At 40.4% G+C, this 18,438-nt stretch carries 17 protein-coding genes; 6 read left to right on the top strand and 11 right to left on the bottom strand.

The window, feature by feature from the left end:
* Window positions 1-121: 121 nt before the first annotated feature.
* On the bottom strand, window positions 122-2,029 hold the full coding sequence (locus CWC04_RS08440; protein WP_138685137.1) for a beta-ketoacyl synthase: 1,908 nt from the start codon (window positions 2,027-2,029) through the stop codon (window positions 122-124).
* Between the two features lie 124 nt (window positions 2,030-2,153).
* Between CWC04_RS08440 and CWC04_RS08445 the strand changes: the two genes are divergently transcribed.
* Together CWC04_RS08445 and CWC04_RS08450 are read left to right on the top strand one after the other, a co-directional pair.
* Window positions 2,154-3,164, top strand: a complete 1,011-nt coding sequence (locus tag CWC04_RS08445) for a GlxA family transcriptional regulator (RefSeq protein ID WP_008131596.1) — start codon at window positions 2,154-2,156, stop codon at window positions 3,162-3,164.
* 75 nt (window positions 3,165-3,239) lie between these two features.
* Complete coding sequence (locus CWC04_RS08450) at window positions 3,240-4,466, top strand: sensor domain-containing phosphodiesterase (protein ID WP_138685138.1); 1,227 nt, start codon at window positions 3,240-3,242, stop codon at window positions 4,464-4,466.
* A gap of 44 nt (window positions 4,467-4,510) precedes the next feature.
* Here CWC04_RS08450 and CWC04_RS08455 read toward each other — a convergent pair whose 3' ends face one another.
* From CWC04_RS08455 to CWC04_RS08465, 3 genes are read right to left on the bottom strand one after another with little or no spacing between them, the layout of a single operon-like run.
* Complete coding sequence (locus CWC04_RS08455; RefSeq protein WP_055253305.1) at window positions 4,511-5,023, bottom strand: MgtC/SapB family protein; 513 nt, start codon at window positions 5,021-5,023, stop codon at window positions 4,511-4,513.
* Between the two features lie 17 nt (window positions 5,024-5,040).
* Entirely contained in the window at window positions 5,041-6,150 is a 1,110-nt protein-coding gene (locus CWC04_RS08460; protein ID WP_138685139.1) for a GNAT family N-acetyltransferase/peptidase C39 family protein, read from the bottom strand.
* Window positions 6,151-6,153: 3 nt separating this feature from the next.
* Window positions 6,154-7,548 carry a RimK family ATP-grasp domain-containing protein gene (locus tag CWC04_RS08465; RefSeq protein ID WP_138685140.1) on the bottom strand — a complete coding sequence of 465 codons (1,395 nt, stop codon included), beginning with the start codon at window positions 7,546-7,548 and terminating at the stop codon, window positions 6,154-6,156.
* A gap of 305 nt (window positions 7,549-7,853) precedes the next feature.
* Between CWC04_RS08465 and CWC04_RS08470 the strand changes: the two genes are divergently transcribed.
* Window positions 7,854-8,195 carry a zinc ribbon domain-containing protein YjdM gene (locus tag CWC04_RS08470; RefSeq protein ID WP_054982425.1) on the top strand — a complete coding sequence of 114 codons (342 nt, stop codon included), beginning with the start codon at window positions 7,854-7,856 and terminating at the stop codon, window positions 8,193-8,195.
* A 60-nt stretch (window positions 8,196-8,255) separates the two neighbouring features.
* On the opposite strand, the gene CWC04_RS08475 is transcribed toward CWC04_RS08470, so the two are convergent.
* From CWC04_RS08475 to CWC04_RS08500, 6 genes are all read right to left on the bottom strand, one after another.
* Window positions 8,256-8,657 carry a hypothetical protein gene (locus CWC04_RS08475; protein ID WP_349304521.1) on the bottom strand — a complete coding sequence of 134 codons (402 nt, stop codon included), beginning with the start codon at window positions 8,655-8,657 and terminating at the stop codon, window positions 8,256-8,258.
* Between the two features lie 123 nt (window positions 8,658-8,780).
* Window positions 8,781-9,227 (bottom strand): hypothetical protein, encoded by a 447-nt coding sequence (locus tag CWC04_RS08480; protein ID WP_138685141.1) that lies wholly within the window; start codon window positions 9,225-9,227, stop codon window positions 8,781-8,783.
* A gap of 148 nt (window positions 9,228-9,375) precedes the next feature.
* Window positions 9,376-9,852 carry a GreA/GreB family elongation factor gene (locus tag CWC04_RS08485; RefSeq protein ID WP_126006789.1) on the bottom strand — a complete coding sequence of 159 codons (477 nt, stop codon included), beginning with the start codon at window positions 9,850-9,852 and terminating at the stop codon, window positions 9,376-9,378.
* Between the two features lie 117 nt (window positions 9,853-9,969).
* Window positions 9,970-10,902: a protein translocase subunit SecF gene (gene secF / locus CWC04_RS08490; protein ID WP_096740390.1), complete on the bottom strand. Its 933-nt coding sequence runs from the start codon at window positions 10,900-10,902 to the stop codon at window positions 9,970-9,972.
* Entirely contained in the window at window positions 10,895-12,733 is a 1,839-nt protein-coding gene (gene secD, locus CWC04_RS08495) for a protein translocase subunit SecD (RefSeq protein WP_138685142.1), read from the bottom strand. Before secD ends, secF begins: the two co-directional genes overlap by 8 nt.
* Before the next feature lie 105 nt (window positions 12,734-12,838).
* The gene (locus CWC04_RS08500) at window positions 12,839-13,300 is read right to left on the bottom strand and encodes a hypothetical protein (protein ID WP_138685143.1); all 462 of its coding nucleotides are present in this window, start codon (window positions 13,298-13,300) and stop codon (window positions 12,839-12,841) included.
* A gap of 98 nt (window positions 13,301-13,398) precedes the next feature.
* Between CWC04_RS08500 and CWC04_RS08505 the strand changes: the two genes are divergently transcribed.
* From CWC04_RS08505 to CWC04_RS08515, 3 genes are all read left to right on the top strand, one after another.
* Window positions 13,399-15,180, top strand: a complete 1,782-nt coding sequence (locus tag CWC04_RS08505) for an ABCB family ABC transporter ATP-binding protein/permease (RefSeq protein ID WP_138685144.1) — start codon at window positions 13,399-13,401, stop codon at window positions 15,178-15,180.
* 94 nt (window positions 15,181-15,274) lie between these two features.
* Complete coding sequence (locus CWC04_RS08510; RefSeq protein ID WP_004587809.1) at window positions 15,275-15,988, top strand: YebC/PmpR family DNA-binding transcriptional regulator; 714 nt, start codon at window positions 15,275-15,277, stop codon at window positions 15,986-15,988.
* Between the two features lie 73 nt (window positions 15,989-16,061).
* Window positions 16,062-17,357 (top strand): leucine-rich repeat-containing protein kinase family protein, encoded by a 1,296-nt coding sequence (locus tag CWC04_RS08515; protein ID WP_138685145.1) that lies wholly within the window; start codon window positions 16,062-16,064, stop codon window positions 17,355-17,357.
* Between the two features lie 69 nt (window positions 17,358-17,426).
* Here CWC04_RS08515 and gap read toward each other — a convergent pair whose 3' ends face one another.
* Entirely contained in the window at window positions 17,427-18,431 is a 1,005-nt protein-coding gene (gene gap, locus CWC04_RS08520) for a type I glyceraldehyde-3-phosphate dehydrogenase (protein WP_138685146.1), read from the bottom strand.
* Window positions 18,432-18,438: the final 7 nt, after the last annotated feature.

Here is an 18,438-nt window from a genome sequence, read left to right on the forward strand (position 1 = left end):
GACATGTTTAGCCACGCAAAATGATTGAGTATAACGGATTGGTATTATTATGGCTTTTATAAAAAACACAGGCATAAAAAAAGGCGCTTTAAACAGCGCCTTTGGATTCAAGTATGTGTGCTTAAAACATATCTTGATAGGAGTGGGTTGTATTAAACGAAATTGCTTTATCAAAACCAGGAAGCTCTATGCCGTCTTCGCCAATTACAATATCGTTATCGTCAATGGCGCCATCACCAAAACGATATACTAATTCGTACTTACCAAGGTCAGCTTGTTCTTTATAGGTATTTTGCGCAGCAACAACGGATGTGTTTTTATCAGCGTAATCACTCATCGCTTTTTCACCATGGCGCTTAGCAAGCATTTGTAGTGTTACTTTAGCGCTAAGGACAGTAGCAGTGGCGTTATTACCGCCAAAACCTTTTGAGTTTATAAAGGCTATATCCATGTCGCCACAATCGTAATGACTGTTACGTATATCTAAGTGATCAGCATAAACATCGTCGGCAACTTTATCTATGGTAGTAATACCCGGCATAATATTATGACTAAATACACCCAGCGCAATAGCGAGCTGATCGCCACTGGCGGGAGCAATTGTATGCCCTACATAAGCTTTTGGCGCCGTCACTTTCCAGCTATCAATGGCAAACGTTTGTGCCACTTTATGGTAAATAAGTGACTCTGTTACTCTGTTTTGCGGCGTACTAGAACCATGCGCTAAAATAAAGCTGCGCTTTTGTAACGCCTCTTTACCTAATAAACTTGTTGCAAGCGCTGCAGATTTAGCCATTGTAATGTAGTTACCTGGGCCCGGTGAGGTGATTGATTTTTTTATACCATCGGCATTTACAAATACATCAGGTACTGAGCCCATAATACATGCACCAAGCTCTAGTGCTAATGCATCATCCATTAAAATGGCCACTTGTGCGCCTTCACCTAATGTAAAGCCACAGTTTTCACCGAATGGGCGGCTACTTTTACGGTAATCGGGCTCTTGTTCACTGCTTAAATTATCTAAACGGCGCAGGCCTTCAACATTGGCAAGGGCGCTCATATTACCAAAGCCTTCTACTACTTCAGGCGTAATAGCACATTCAACACTAGCTACCACCGCAACACGGGTGCGCCCTGCTTGAATATCGTTTACTGCAGCGCGTAAGTTATATAAAAATGTGGCACATGCACCCGAGGTAGAAAACGTAGTACCTACATTACCTGTAACGTATGCGTTTATAAAATCAGTCGACATCGTGTTTAAGCCAAGTGCTAATTGCTTTGTACTAACACGATCGCCCTGCTGGCGTGCTTTAACTAAACCGCCTAATCCTTTGTCGTCCATTTGGCCAATAACCGAGGCTGAATAAGTACCAATTTTATCTGGCTCTACGCTATTCATTATGCGTTGCCAATCAAGGCCAGTTGACTTAATAGCATCGTTTGCTGCAAATATAGTGGCTTGCAAACCACGTGGCTGGTAACGGCTGTTATACATTATTGATGGATCAAACCCGGTAGGAAACTGCCCTGCCGATTTAATTGGGTTATCACGGGTAGAATCTAATTTTACATCTAGCTCTGCCGCTATAGTCACTTTTACTTTTTTATCTTCAAGCTCTTGTACTTTCCAACTGGCAGGAACTGGTGTTGGTAAATCGCGTGCGCGCGTTTCAAACACAATTGCGTTTTCATCAGAGGACTTTAACGTCATCTTTTGCTGCCAAGGCGTGGCATCTGCATCAAAGTGCTCTTTTTCAATTTTACGAATAAGTGTGCCAGCAATAATTTGCTCACCAAAGCGTGCTTCTATGTCGCTTTGCTCAACATTATTACCGTTTGTGTCTTGTAATTGACCATCAACAACGCGTACTAAGTTCATTAATGTGGCGAGGCCTAAAAATGTTTCACTACGAGCTTGTGCGTTTAATGCGTCCAACACGATACGGCGGTAACCTTGATGAAAAGAAGTACGGCCAGCGGCGTTAATACCACCCATGCCTACTATTACGGGTAATGCTGTCATAATTAACCTTTAAAACGTGTTATAGGAGAAGCCAACAGTTTAATTGGATTAATCACAGCGCTTTGTGCTTTAATAGCCAAATATTCAGCATTATAGGCCAAAAAGTACTGGTCGGAGCATTCACATGCATAAAAAATCAGTAAACCCAGCGTTAAATATTGCCATAGCAGTGTACCCGCATTTACTTATTACCAGTTTAACACTGCCTATTGAAATGCTAAGAGCGGGTGAGGCTTATGCAAAAGGCCATTTAAGCCACACGGATTTTAGACCGCTTAGTATAAATTTGATTGCTAAAAATAATGAGCCAATACAAAACCGCACTGGGCTTGCCATAGTTCCCGACTGCACCACACATAACGCGCCCTACAACGACCTAATTATTGTGCCTGGGATTTGGCGAAACCCTCGCCCTGTCGTTCGTACTAATAAAGAAGTGGTTGAATGGCTACAAGAAAGCTTTGAAACCGGCAGTCATATAATTGGTGTAGGTACGGGTAATTGCCTAGTTGCAGAAGCGGGCTTACTGGATGGGCACCCTGCAACAACCCACTGGCATTATGCAAAACAATTTAGCAACGACTACCCGTTAGTGCGCTTAAAGCCCGACTTTTTTATCACCCAGTCTGAGCGCATGTATACGGTGGCAAGTTTAAATGCCCTTGCCGATGTAATCGTTCATATCATTAGCCAATACTATGGCAAAGCAGCAGCTCAACATGTAGAGCGTAACTTTTCGCATGAAGTACGTAAACCATACGAAGATCAGCGTTACCTTGAAGGCGCGGTTGACCGCCATCCAGATGAACTCATAGCGCAAATTCAGTTTTGGCTTAAAACTAATTTAGCCAGCGAGTTAAACTTACAAGAAGTAGCCGCCCAATTTAGTTTGAGTTACCGTACATTTACCCGCCGCTTTAAGCTTGCGACTAATCAAAGCCCTATAGAATATTGGCAACAATTACGGGTAGAAGGCGCTAAAGAGTTATTAGCTTCATCTAATTTAACGATTCAAGAGGTGGCACTTGAGGTCGGCTATAACGACCAAGGTCATTTAACCCGCGTATTTAAAAAAGTGCTTAGCCAAACGCCAAGCGAGTACAGAAAAGTAGTACGAAGAAAACTATTTGGCTAATACAAAGCTGCAATTAAGTGGCTTTTTTCCTTATATAAATTACACTATTAGCTAAAATCCTAGCTAGGTTATTGTATGAGCGATGAAATAAAACAGCACCTTTTTGAACAACAAAATAATGGCTCAGTGGACGAAAAGTTATTAAGGTTACTTTCGCTTGTGCGCAAACATCTTAAAATGGATGTGGCGTTTATATCAGAATTTACACAAACAGATCGGGTTTTTAAGGTGGTCGATAATCATACCGATAACCACTGCGTATCAGTAGGTAATTCAGATCCTATTTGTGAGACTTACTGTAAAAAAATTTCAGACAACGACCTTGAACCAATAATTCCTAACACACATAAACACCCTATTACTAAGGTTATGCCGGTCACCAAAAAGTTAAATATAGGCGCTTACATAGGTGTACCGATTGTTTTAGCATCAGGTAAAACCTATGGTACCTTTTGCTGTTATAAAACCACATTTGATGACGATTTAAATGATAGAGATCTGGCTTTTTTAAAACTAATTTCAGAGCTTGCTACCGAGCTCATTGAACAAAGATCACAATCAGACACCATAAGTAATGAAACAAAAATACTGATTGAAAATATTATAAAAACAAATGCCATCACTATTTATTTTCAGCCCATTTTTAACCTAGCGACGAATCGGCTATCGGGTTATGAATCGCTTTCACGCTTTTTTACTCAACCTTACAAAACCCCCGATGTATGGTTTAAAGATGCCGACAACTTAGGACTAGGTGAAGCCCTAGAAATTCTTGCTATACAAAACACCCTACATTGTATGGATGAACTTGCCCCACATGCCTACGTGACTATAAATACATCCCCTGCACATATATTATCGGGCTCAATTAATAATGTATTACAAAATGTTGATTGCACCCGCATTATATTAGAAGTCACAGAGCACTCGCCTATTTTAGATTACCAAGCTATGCGCGCTGCACTTGAGCCATTGAGAAATAAAGGCGTAAAATTAGCTATTGACGATGTAGGTGCTGGGTTTTCGTCTTTTCAGCACATACTGGAGCTAGAAGCCGATATTATAAAACTTGATATAAGCCTGACTGAAAATATAAATAACGATCAAAGAAAGTTTTTACTCGCAAAAGCATTATGTGGTTTTGCAAAAGCAATTAATTGTACGATTGTAGCTGAAGGTATCGAAAATAAAGAAGAGCTTCTCACATTGAGGCAGCTAAAAGTAGATAACGTCCAAGGCTACTTTATTGGTCGCCCTGCGCCTATTAACGAGGCAATAGAGTACCAAGCAGTCACGCTTTAGCTAATACACTCATATAATAACGCCACTAAATTAGTGGCGTTAAATCAGTGGCTTTCTGTGTCGTTAAAGTCTTTTCGGTAGTAACGTTTTTGATAATTTTTTACTTTAGTGTGCACGCCTTTGCTTAGGCTTTTAAATTTTGCCTCCAGTACATCTACACCGTATAAAATACCAACCACCAGCACCGAAAGTTTAATAGCTGCACCTAAATTGTCGGTGGCTATCATTACGCCAATTGAGGCAAGCACCCAAATGGTTGCAGCAGAGGTTACCCCTACTACAGCGCCGTCTTTTGCAAGCATAACGCCAGCGCCTAAAAAGCCAATGCCTGTAATTATTTGCCCCACTACACGAGAGTGATCAATCACATCGCCTTGTAAGTTAAACGCGGTCGATAAAAACAAATACGTGCCCAGAGTTATTAAAGCTGAGGTACGAATACCCACAGGTTTACCGCGCAATTGCCGTTCTAAGCCAATTATGGCACCGCAAAAAGCGGCGGTACCAATGGCCGCCCACGAATAAGGGGCTACATCAATTAAATCTAAAAAAGTCACTCTTTACTTAAAACCTATTAATTATTAGCAATGGCTACTGCGGTTCTTAAACGTTGGCTACCAAATGCTGACATTTTACTAAAATCACTTCGCGCTATAGGCACGTACTGGCAATCTATTGCGAGTTGTTTATCGCTTCCTGGCTCGCAAAACGGGTCGTGAACATACACGCAGTGCTCATCAAGGTGGGTAACGCACACCCAATGGGGCGATTTTTTACCATCAAACCGGTATGTGCTAATTAGTAGCAGCACACTAAAGCCTTGACTTAACCACTGCTCAATATGCTCAAGCTCAACATCTTTATAGCTAAGTGGTATATTTGCCTGCGCTATACCCTCTACAAATTGTTGGTGTACTGTTGAAAGCACCACTTTTTTGTTTTCACTGCGTACACCATCTAAAAACAAAGGCTCTGTGGTATTTACCATTACCTCGCTTTTAAAGCCGCGTTTATTAGCCGCCAACGCTAAACCAAACGGATGGCAACCACCGTGGCCCGATGTCATAAAAATGGTGGTGCCTTCGCGCCAAAGTGCCAGCTCATGTGATTGGCTAAGCTCGGTTGTTGGCTTAAGTGCCCCCATTGCCATTAATAACGCCGCAGGCCCACAGGTAAACTCGGTAGTTTGCTGATACCACGGCGTTAACCGCGCTACTTTTAGCTCACTCGTTTGGCGAATATTTTTTTGCATTCGCAGTGCATCACTATGATCGTCATAATAATCGCTATATTGGCCAAACACTCTGTAACCCAAACTTTTATAAAGCCCTATCGCACTTTCGTTATTTACCGCCACTTCTAAACGTAAGTAAAGCCGGCCACGCTCACTGGTTTGTTTTTCAAGCTCAGCTAATAGCATATTGGCAATGCCTTTACCTTGCATTATGGGTTTTACAGCAAGCGAATATAAACGCGCCAAACGCGTGCCTTTATGGCACCACACCAGCCCATAGCCGCATACTTGCTCGCCGTTATCTGCAACGAGCAAAATACCGTGCTTAGCACTTAGCCAACGCTTTAAACTACGCGGGCTCAATTTATCGTTATTAAAGCACGCGTTTTCAAGGTCTATTAGTGCGGTTAAATCACTACCAATAGCTTTTCGAATAACAAGGTTACTCATGTATTAGCCACGGCCTCGCGCTTCTAGGCGTTGTTTAAATTCGTCCATAATGATCATGTATAGCTCGTCGCCTAAATAGCCATCTTCTACTTTGTGATCAATACTTGGATTGTCATTTACTTCAAGCACATATGCTTTGCCGTGATGCTCTTTAACATCTACGCCATATAACCCTTTACCCACTGTTTTACATGCTTTTAAAGCGGCCTCTAATACGGCTTTTGGTAACTCAAAGGTAGGTAGCGTTTCAAAGCCTCCAGAGAAAAACCGTTTAGCATCGTGATTATAAATTTGCCAATGATTACGCGCCATTAAGTAACGACACGCATAAATAGCGCGGCCATTTAATACACCTACTCGCCAATCGTATTCTGTGTACATGTATTCTTGTGCAAGTACCAATGCGCTATGTTCAAACAGATCGGTTAGTTTAGGCTCAAGCTCACTGCGGTTTGCAACTTTAAATACCCCTTTTGAAAACGACCCTTCAGGCATTTTTAAAACCAGCGGATAGGTAAACGACTCTTCTAATTGCTCAAGCGTTTGCGCTGATTGATCAGCCACTACCACCGTTTTTAAACTGGGCACTTTTTGATAATTAAACGCATCGTGTAAATACACTTTATTACAACAACGTAAAATAGACTCAGCGTCGTCAATTACCACTAAACCTAGGCTTTGCGCTTTGCTTGCAAGGCGGTACGTTGGGTGGTCAATTGCTGTAGTTTGGCGAATAAATAACGCATCAAACTGGGCAATATTGTCTATTTCTTCAAAGCTTAATGCTTGCGCATTAATACCATGTTTAGCCGCTGCTTTTATAAAACGGGCAATGGCATCTTTATCGCTCGGTGGTACTTTTTCGTTATGATCAACAAGGATTGCCATATCCCATCTAAAACGGCGCTGCACATTTCCAATGCGCCACTGTGTTTGGGTAAACGTATTTAGTTTTTCTACAAAATTGCTGAATTGCTCATCGTTTAAAGTGCTAAGCGAACCTTGCTGTAACAAGCCTTGCTCATCTACATATAAAATAGGCGCTGGGTATTGCTTAAATACCGATTTAGCCGCTTTGCTTTGTAGCTCGTTTAAGGCATTACCAAAGTAAATTTCGCCATCAATAGAGCCAATATTTAACATAGGAGCTTGACCGCTTCGAAGCGCGTTTATTGTTTTAACGCTGGGTAATACTTGGTGTTTACGGGCCTCTGCAAGTAATGAGCAATAGTAACCTTTACTCAAGTATTGGCTTGAGTCGCATAAATTAATAATGCGGGTTTTAGGTTCATTATGTTTTGGGTAATCACGTAAGTAACTATTAAACGTAATTACATTGTCGAACGATTGAGCAAGGGTTTGCTCGTTGTTATCAACCACTATTAAGGTTTTAAACACGACTTTTCCTAGTTAAGTCAGAAATATAAAAAGCATGCCTAATAAAATACTCAGCACTATAAATAGAAACACCCAGCGTACTAAGTGGGCATTGCGCGTATCACTTAATACGATGGGTGCTTTAACAAATACCTACTGTAAGTGTTAGCGCTTAAATTGCTTAAGCGACATCTGCTTTATATGCCCTTTTTAAAAACCACACAAACGAGATATTTTTAGCGTGAAGATAAAAAATATTGATTAACTATATTTTCCTATTAATGCAGATTAAAATACGCAAAATTAATATTTTATGAGCGTTATAAATGTCACATCCTACCTGCCCACAATGCCAATCTGAATATGTTTACGAAGACCAACAACTGCTTATATGCCCTGAATGCGCCTACGAATGGAACCCAAACAGTACAAACGATGAAGACGCAATTTCAGTTAAAGATGCCAACGGCACCTTACTTACTGATGGCGATAAAGTAACCGTAGCCAAAGATTTAAAAATTAAAGGCAGCTCACAAGTTATTAAAATTGGTACCAAAGCGGTCGTAAGGCGTGTGCTTGATAAAAAAGATCACGAGCTAGATTGCAAAGTAGATGGTATTGGCGAAATGATGGTAACAGCGAAGTTTGTGAAAAAAGCTAACTCGTAGGTCGGATAAAGGGCGAAGGCATCCTGCATGCCTCGCCAAAACGATCGAAATGATTGATTTTTATTTAGTTATTGGTGAGCATTCGTTAACAACCGCTAAACCCAGGTCTATGTGAGCGACAATATAGCCATATTCCTTCTTTGACAATTTACCTGTTTTATACAGCTCTTTTGCCGACTTATGGTTCCATGATTCACCACATTTTGACTCTGGAATTTGAAGCTCTAGGGTCAGTAGGTATTCCTTTTCTTTATCTATGGAATACCCTTTTTTAACAGAGCTTTTCGCGCAGAGGCTAAGTGCATATTCAACCGCAAACTTGTCAACGCTTGGTATACCAACAAACTCCACATCACACCCTAAAACACGTTCGCCAGAAGCCTTCGTGTAATAAAGCTTTCCTGTAGTGCAAGCTGACAGTAAAAAGAGCATCGCGGATATTGATAAAACTCTATGAATCAAAATACTTCCTTGTTTACCTAGGAACACCCAAAAAAGAGGCAATAAAATAGTTTTTTAAATTAGCTACCTACGAGCAAAACCCACTGGTATGTTCCATTTATGCGCCTTATATTTTTACAGTACTCATTGAGTCGAAATGTTAGCAACTACATTTCTTATATCTTCAGCAAGCCTCACTATTAAATTGTCCACATACACTGTTGGATTTTGCTCATGAATATAGCGAGCATCAAAAAAAAGGTTATTATACCTTTCCAAGCGCTGTATGAGAGTACGTTCGCAGACTGTTTTTTCATACCCAGAAACTAGCTCGTCTTGGTATTTTTTAGGGATACGATAGAAAAGCTCAGTTAAGCTATGCCCACGCTTTGTTTTCTTGAAACTTTGGTAAATATCTTCATCAAGTTCAATTTTAACCTCTGATGAAAGGAAAGATTTCAAATAAATCTCAATTGCAAGTGCAGCCAAAATTGAGGCAGACCAGCCTTTCCCAGCTTCTAATAAGATCACTGAAGATTCTTGATACTCATTTGCTGTTCTCCAAATACGTATATCAGGTATTCGCTGCATAAATTATCCTATAATGAAAATATAGAAACTTATTAAACACCACTTTGAAGGCTTATGACACACCAAAACGACTGTTAATAATGTTGTAGAACAAGTTACCTTTGTCGGATGGCGCTTAGCTTATCCGACCTACATATAAAACCAATGTTTATAAAATTTCTACCACTTCATATTCATGGTTTTTGCCTGCAATGGTTAGGATTACTTCATCATCAAGCTGTTTGCCTAAAAGTTGTTTACCTAGTGGTGCTTCGGGTGTAACAACTTGAATAGTTTGCCCTTTTACTTCAACCGTTAACCCGCCTGCGGCTGGGCCTAAATAAAACCATTTTTGTAGCTCGTTTTCATCTTCTAAACAAACGAGTGAGCTTATAATCACTTTTTTGTGAGTGGGCTCTTTAAAAATGGCTTCAAACTGTTTAATGCTTTTGTAGCAATCGTTTACACGCTCGGCTTGGCCTTGTGCTAAATAAGCGGCCTCGAGTCCTAGGGTATCGTACTGCGTTTCTGCAACACTTTCTTCGTGAGTGGCGGCGTCGTGCGCGGCTTTTGCTGCTTGTTTTGCACTGTTTAATTGTGCTTCGAGTGCAAATTTAAGGTGTTCTGTTACGTGGGATTTATTCATGAAAGGCGCTAATAACCAATACGGTAAACTATGTGATTAATTTTACCGTTATAAGGCGCTTAAAACCATTATTTTAAACGCCTGTGTTTTAATGCAGATTTTTATAAGCATTTATTGCTAGGGCATATCGAGCAACGCTTGCGTTTCTGCATCTTGTTTTTCTTCGTAATTTTTAGCACTTAACCCTAAAAGCTCGGGTAACGTGGCGGCAATACAAATAGATGAGAACGTGCCTACTACAATGCCGGTAAATAGCGCGATGGCAAAGCCTTGTAATGGCGCACCCGCGAGGAGCCAAACACTTGCAACTGTAGCAAGTGTGGTACCCGATGTAATAAGCGTACGTGTTAAGGTACTTTTTATGGCGTTGTTAATAATACTTGCAGGGCTAAGTGCATTATTAGATTTAACACGTAAAAGCTCGCGTACTCTATCACCCACAATTATAGAGTCGTTAAGTGAATAACCTATAATGGCCAGCAAACTGGCAAGTACCGTCAAATTAAACTCAATACTTAATAGCGAAAATAGCCCCAGTACCAGTAATAAATCATGCACTAACGCAACTACAGAGCCTACGGCTAAACGCCATTCAAACCGCACCGCTAAATAAAGCATTACTGCAACCATGGCTGAAAATAGCGCTAAACAACCTTGTTCAAACAGTTCATCACCCACTTGCGAGCCAATATACGCTGATGATAAAACCTCGGCGTTAATGTCTGCATTTTGTGTAATGGCACTTTGCCAATCACTACTATTTGCTGTTGAACCGCTGGGCGCTTCGCGTAGTTGAAAGTGATTATTACCTTGTGCGGTTAGTTCAAACTCGCCATTGTGATTTTTAGTAATAAATTGCTCAAGTTGTTTTAGCTCAACACCTTGGCTGGTGGTAAATTCTGTTAGGTAACCACCGGTAAAGTCGAGCCCAAAATTAAGCCCTTTTTGACTAAGCGTAAATACCGATAGCAGTACAAGTATGGCGCTCAAAAGCATGCCCGAAAAACGCAGACGTGTACCCGCCTCGCCCTTTAAAAAAATGTTAAGCATGTGCATTTACTCCTGCTTTTTTAGCCATTTTTAAATATACCGTTTGGCTTAGTACTTTTGATACGTACACGCCAGTAAATACCGAGGTTATTAAGCCAAGTGCCAATGTTATGGCAAAGCCTTTAACTGGGCCGTAACCTATTCCATATAAAATAAGCGCGGTGATCATGGTGGTTATATTGGCATCAAATATGGTGTTAGCGGCTTGCTTGTAACCTTCTTGAATAGCTTGATAAGCAGAGCGGCCTTTTCTACGCTCTTCTTTTATTCGCTCAAATATAATAACGTTGGTATCTACCGCCATACCAATGGTGAGTACCAGCCCGGCAATACCCGGAAGTGTTAACACAACCCCTGGTAATAACGACATTAGCCCCACAAGCGACGTTAAATTTAATAATAGCGCTACGTTTGCAATAAGTCCTAAGCGGCGATACCACGTTGCCATAAAGGCAAGTGTAATACCCATGCCCAGCATCAATGCGGCCAAGCCGTTAGTTATATTTTCTTGACCTAGGCTTGGGCCAATTGTTTGCTCGTGCACAATAATAACCGGTGCAGTTAGCGAGCCTGCGCGTAATAATAGTGCTAGGTCGGCCGCTGCTTGTTGGCTTTTCATATTGGTAATACTAAAACGTGAACTTAAATGCTGCGCAATATTCGCCACATTTATAACTTCGCTTTTTTTAACCGTTTCACCTTTAGCATTTTGAGAGTACTCAGAGTAAACCGTGGCCATAGGTTTACCAATATTTGCTTTTGAAAACGCTGACATGGCATCGCCGCCTTGTCCATCAAGGCTAAGTTGCACAAGTGGTTTACCCCAGTCGTCGCGCCCTATGGTGGCATTATTAATATGCTCACCGGTAAAAATTGGCACAGGGTCAAGTTTGATGGTCCCGCCCGATTGCATATCAAATGTTTTACCACCAATTTCTTTTAACTGATAAAACCCAAGTGATGCAGTTGCGCCTATAATGCGCTTTGCCTCTGTTGGGTCTTGCACGCCAGGTAGCTCTATGCGTATACGGTTTTTACCTTGGCGCTGAGTGACGGCTTCGGTAATGCCTAATTCTTCTATACGTGAGCGAAGCGTTGTGAGCGTTTGGCTCATAACTTCTTTATCAAAGTTGCTTCGCCCTTGCTCTGAATAGGTGAATTTTGCATTTTTAATATCAGCATTACTGGTTGTTGAAACTGCTAAATTAGCAAATCGACTTTGTAGCTCATTGATTACCGGGGTAAGCTTTTTCGCTCCATTTGGGTGTGCATTTATTTCAAAGCCGTGCCCTGTTTGCAGCACTTTCAGGCCGTGCGCTTTTTGCTTAATAATAATTGCTTTTGCTTGTTGATACGCACTGACTAGTTGCTCATCAATTGCTTTATCTAAATCTACGTCGAGTACAAATAACACACCGCCGTTTAAATCTAGTCCCAATTTTATTGGCGATAAACCAAACTCTTGCAGCCAAAGTGGGCTCGTTGCATGTTCTACAATTTTAACTTGCGTGTTTGGATACTGCGCCTTTATAGCCGCTTGCGCTTGTGCGCTTTTAGTTGGCTCGTTTAACAAAATATTTATAGATGTTTGATTATTTAGCCCTTGCTCAACTTTTAAGCCTTGGTTATTTAAAAAAGTAACTAATGCATTAGTACTTGGCACAGCTTGTGTTTCGCTATGAGGTGCATTGCTTACATGTAACCACGATTTATTAGGGTATAAGTTGGGTAATGCGCTAATGGCTAATAAAACCAGCACAATAAGCATGGCTATATAGCTTAATTTAAATTTAGCCATAAACGGCTTGTGATCTTTTTTTACACTTAACATGGTGTTTCCTTATTACCAGAACCGGTAACGTACTTTTTAAAAGCACAATTAATCTCAAGGCTTAAACGTAAAACGTTAAAACCTAATAAAAATTAAATATGAAAATTAAGCGTGGTAGGTACTTACGGCGGTATAAAGTAAATTAGCGTCTTTCCAGCCGCTGAGTCGCGACTTTTTGCTATGCGTTACAAGTGTATACCATGGCTGTTGGGCAATAAAAGCGTTGGGGCTTAGGTATATTTCTCTAAAATGGGTGTGTGCAAAAAATTCAAATACAACGTCGTATTCAGGCTCACTTTGCGCGACATGTAAAAATAACGAAGAATTACCAGCCGTTAACCTAGGTTGATGAGCGTCAAACCCTGTTTGATGAGTTTTTTTGTGCTCATTTCCCTTTACCGATTTTGATATAGGCAGCGTTTTAGCTAACTCAACGCTATCAGCAAACACACTCAATGAGGTGGTTGCAGTGTTTAATTTATGTGTCGCGCACTGCGCACTACTTTGAACACTAAAAAGCGCACAAAACAGTAAAAAAGCAGATATAAACACACGAATGTTAAACATGGTTGCGTCAAACTAAAATAAGGGATGCGTAGTATATATGGGCAAGTATTTAAAATACAATGCATATTAATTAAGTATTTATTTGACTGAGATCCGTAATGCGCTCTAAACACAGTACTATAAAACGCGCCGATGCAATGACCTTAAAACAAAGCATTAAAACGCTGTGGCCATACATTACTAAATTTAAAGGGCGCGTATTTATTGCACTTTTAGCGCTTATAGGAGCTAAAGGCGCAACTCTTTTAATGCCTTGGGCATTAAAAGAAATTATCGACTCGGTTGATAAATCAATCAATCCAGTTTTAGTTATCCCTGCATTACTATTGCTTTTGTATGGTGGGCTTAGGTTTGCCAGCGTGTTTTTAGGCGAAGTAAGAGATGCGGTGTTCTCTCGTGTGACAGAGCACGCGATGCGTGATATTGGGTTAAAAGTATTTAAACATTTACACTCGCTAGAGCTTGCTTTTCATCTCGATAGGCAAACCGGTGGAATAAGCCGTGATATAGAGCGTGGTACTAGTGGGCTGAGCTTTTTAATGCGTTTTTTAATGTTTAATATTGTCCCCACCCTTTTTGAAATACTGACCGTTGCTATTATTTTTGGCTCACTATTTTCTATTTGGTTTGCGTTAATAACCTTATTAGCGGTTGCTATTTATATTACCTTTACTGTAAGAGTAACGCAGTGGCGAAACCGTTTTATACGCGAGGCAAACGCCGCCGATAACCTTAGTAACACGCGCGCCATAAACAGCCTGCTTAACTACGAGACTGTAAAATATTTTAATAACGAAGAATTTGAAGCTAAAACATACGACTCTTTTTTAGCAAATTGGGAAACCGCCCGTTTAAAAAATAGAATGTCGTTGCTTGCGCTTAATTCAGGCCAAGCGTTGATAATCGCAAGCGCTATTACAGCGCTGATGTGGTTAGGTGCCAAAGAGGTGGTAACGGGCGCTCTAACAATTGGCGAACTAGTAATGATAAACGCCTACATGATCCAATTATTTTTACCGCTTAACTTTTTGGGATTTGTTTATCGAGAAATAAGGCGCGCCCTAACCGATTTAGAAAACATGCTGGGATTACTTAATAAAAAACCACAGATAACTCAGCGCCCCCATGCTCAACACCTTTGTGTTAGCAAAGGTAATATAGCCTTTAATAATGTCAGTTTTAGTTACGATGCCAGCCGCCCTATTCTTAGTAATATTAGCTTTAAAGTTAAAGCAGGCAGTAAGGTTGCCGTTGTAGGTGCAAGTGGTGCAGGTAAAAGCTCGTTGGCGCGGTTACTTTATCGCTTTTACGATATTAGCGCGGGCAGTATAACCATAGATAACCAAGCTATAGACGCCGTCACTCTCGATAGCCTGCGTAAAGCCATTGCTATAGTGCCACAAGACACCGTGCTATTTAACACCAGCATACGCGAAAACATTGCCTATGGCAGACCCACAGCAAGCGATAGTGAAATAGATAAAGCAATAGAAATGGCCCATTTAAAGGACTTTATTTCAACTTTAGCGCAAGGCGATAAAACGTTAGTGGGCGAGCGCGGTTTAAAAGTATCTGGAGGCGAAAAACAACGTATTGCAATTGCACGTGCAATTTTAAAGCAATCTCCTATTTTAATTTTTGATGAGGCAACCTCGGCGCTCGACTCGCACGCGGAGCAAGCCATTTTAAAGGCAATGCGCGATGTAACTCAAAACCACACCAGTATTGTGATTGCACACCGGCTATCAACTATAGTTGATGCCGATAACATATTAGTATTTAAAAAAGGCGAACTAGTTGAACAAGGCACACATTCAGCGCTTTTATTACAAAATGGTCAATACGCTCAAATGTGGCAATTACAACAGCAAGAAGATTAATTAACGCCATTTACTGGCGATACTGCGGCTTTACCTTTAGAATACGGCCTTGCAATTTTATTCAATAATTTACATATATTAAGGCGAAACGCAGATGGGAAGAGCTTACCAAAACAAAAAAGATTCAATGGCTAAAACTGCGGGTGCTAAAACTAAAGTTTATTCTAAGTACGGTAAAGAAATATACATTTGCGCTAAAAATGGTGGCGTAGACCCAGATGGTAACCTTGCGCTGCGCCGTTTAATCGAGCGCGCTAAAAAAGACCAGGTACCCGCACACGTTATTGAGCGCGCAATAGACAAAGCCAAAGGCGGCGGCGGTGAAGATTACGCAGCCACACGTTATGAGGGTTACGGCCCTGGTAACTGTATGATTATTGTTGACTGTTTAACCGACAACAATAAGCGTACGTTTGCTGATGTACGTATTTGTTTTACCAAAGCAAACGCTAAAATAGGCGCACAAAATTCGGTATCACATTTATTTGATCACCTCGCTATTTTTGTTTTTGATGGCGATGACGATGAAGCTGTACTAGAAGCCCTTATGATGGCCGATGTTGATGTAACAGATGTAGAAGTAGAAAACGGTAAAGTGACGGTTTTTGCACCACATACAGAATACAACAACACCCGTACAGCGCTTGAAGAAATGGGTATTACAGATTTTGACGTAGATTTAATTTCGTTTGTACCACAAGTTGAAGCTCCTATTGAAGGTGAAGACGTAGAAGTAATGGAGCGCTTTTTAGCCATGCTTGAAGATTGTGACGACGTGCAAAACGTTTACCATAACGCGCAATTTTAAACTTTACTAAACGTATTTACTTTAAGCCAACAGCGATGTTGGCTTTTTTATTTTAAAAGGCTTGTGAAAATTTATGAATACCCTTGCAGAGCTTAAGTCTGGTAGGTTGAATGGTGTTACTCGCTTACAACTCGTTGAAGGCTTAACTGAGTTTCCTTTAGAAATTTTAACCCTTGCAGATACCCTAGAAGTACTCGATTTATCAAACAATAATCTCACTACACTGCCAGATGAATTTGCGTGCTTAACAAAGCTTAAGCGGGTGTTTTTATCGTTTAACCAATTTAAACATATACCAAAAGTACTCGCTAAGTGCCCTGCTTTAATTATGGTTGCATTTAAAGGTAATCAAATAACAGAGTTTGCACTAAACAGCTTACCTAAAAATATTGAATGGTTAATACTGACCGATAACAAATTAAGCGCATTGCCAAGTGACTTTGGTAATTACACACAGCTTAAAAAGCTCGCCCTTGCAGGAAATAACCTAAAACAACTACCCGCGAGTATGGCCTCTTGTACTAATTTAGAGCTAGTTAGGCTCTCTGCTAATAACCTAACAAAACTTGATAATTGGCTATTAGAATTACCTAAACTTGCTTGGCTTGCCTTTGCGGGTAATGCATTTAATAAAGCTCAATGCTTAACTAATAGTCGTTTGCAAAACACCCCACTTGAAAATTTTCAGCTTAAAAAAGTAATTGGCCAAGGTGCATCGGGCGTTATTCATTTAGCTAAAACAGCACAGCACGATGTGGCGGTAAAATTATTTAAAGGGGCAATTACAAGCGATGGCTACCCACTTGATGAAGTAAACTGCTGTTTACAAGCAGGCTATCATAAAAACTTAATTAACGTATTAAGCTACATAGAGCAAAGCACACAGCTTGGTTTAGTTATGGAGCTAATAGATACACGCTTTACTAATTTAGGTTTGCCGCCTAGTTTAGAAACCTGTACGCGCGATACATTTAATACACACTGTCACTATTCGCCTGAGGCAATTTATAAAGTTGCCCAGCAAATGATAAGCACCCTTGCCCACTTACATGCTAACAACGTAAGTCATGGCGATATTTACGCACACAACACCATGATAAATGAACAATATGACGTTTTATTTGGTGATTTTGGTGCAGCTACAAATTTAGCCATGCTTACTCAAGAAGAGAAAAAACGCATAGAACTTATAGAAGTACGCGCTTTTGGTTGTTTAATTGAGGACTTATTAAGCACTGTTAGCACTGCAGATAAGCAAAACGAACTGTTTGATAAAATGTCTGATATAGCAGCGCGTGCTATAAATACTGATATTGCATCGCGCCCTAGTTTTAAAGAGCTAAGCGCTCTATTAAACGAGCGGGTATAAATTAATCAAAATAAAAAAGCCTGCATAATGCAGGCTTGGTTGGATAAAGCTAAACTTTTACAGGGTCAATTATAAGTACTGACCTAATGCTTTAACTTGGTCTAACATGCGGTTTGAGAAACCCCACTCGTTGTCGTACCAAGCCATTACTTTAACTAGTTTGCCATCAGCTTTAGTTTGCGTTGCATCAAAAATTGATGACGCAGGGTTGTGATTAAAATCAATAGAAACAAGCGGAAGCTCGTTGTACTCTAAAATTTCTTTCATTGAACCTGTTGCTGCGGCTTTCATTACTTCGTTGATTTCTTCAGCAGTTGTTTCGCGCTTAGTGATAAACGTAAAATCAACTAAAGAAACATTGATAGTAGGTACACGTACCGACATACCGTCTAATTTACCCGCAAGCTCAGGAAGTACTAAGCCAACAGCTGCAGCAGCACCTGTTTTAGTTGGGATCATAGACTGAGTTGCACTACGTGCACGGTATAGATCTGGGTGATAAACGTCAGATAAGTTTTGATCGTTTGTATAAGCATGAATTGTAGTCATGCTACCTTGCTCAATACCTACTGTGTCGTTAATTGCTTTTGCAATTGGCGCTAAACAGTTAGTAGTACATGATGCGTTAGAGATAATGTTGCTATCAGCGTTAATTACATCGCTGTTAACGCCGTGTACTACCGTTGCATCTAAATCTTTACCAGGAGCAGACACAATTACTTTTTTAGCACCTGCTGTAATGTGCTTAGCTGCGTCTTCACGCTTAGTGAAAAAACCAGTACATTCTAAAACGATATCTACGTTTAACTCTTTCCACGGTAAGTTTGCAGGGTCACGCTCTTGAGTCAAAGTAATTACGTCATCACCAATCAGCATAGTGTTATCTGATAACATTACTTTTTGAGAAAATTGACCGTGAACTGAGTCAAATTGTGTTAAATGCGCATTTACGTTAGCCGGTGCTAAATCGTTAATTGCTACAATTTTAATTTCACTGTTTTGTGCTGACTCGTAAAGTGCACGTAATACGTTGCGACCGATACGGCCATAGCCATTAATTGCTACATTAATCATTTTTAGA

It is taken from the genome of Pseudoalteromonas sp. S2893, assembly GCF_005887105.1.
Classification (GTDB): Bacteria; Pseudomonadota; Gammaproteobacteria; order Enterobacterales; family Alteromonadaceae; genus Pseudoalteromonas; species Pseudoalteromonas atlantica.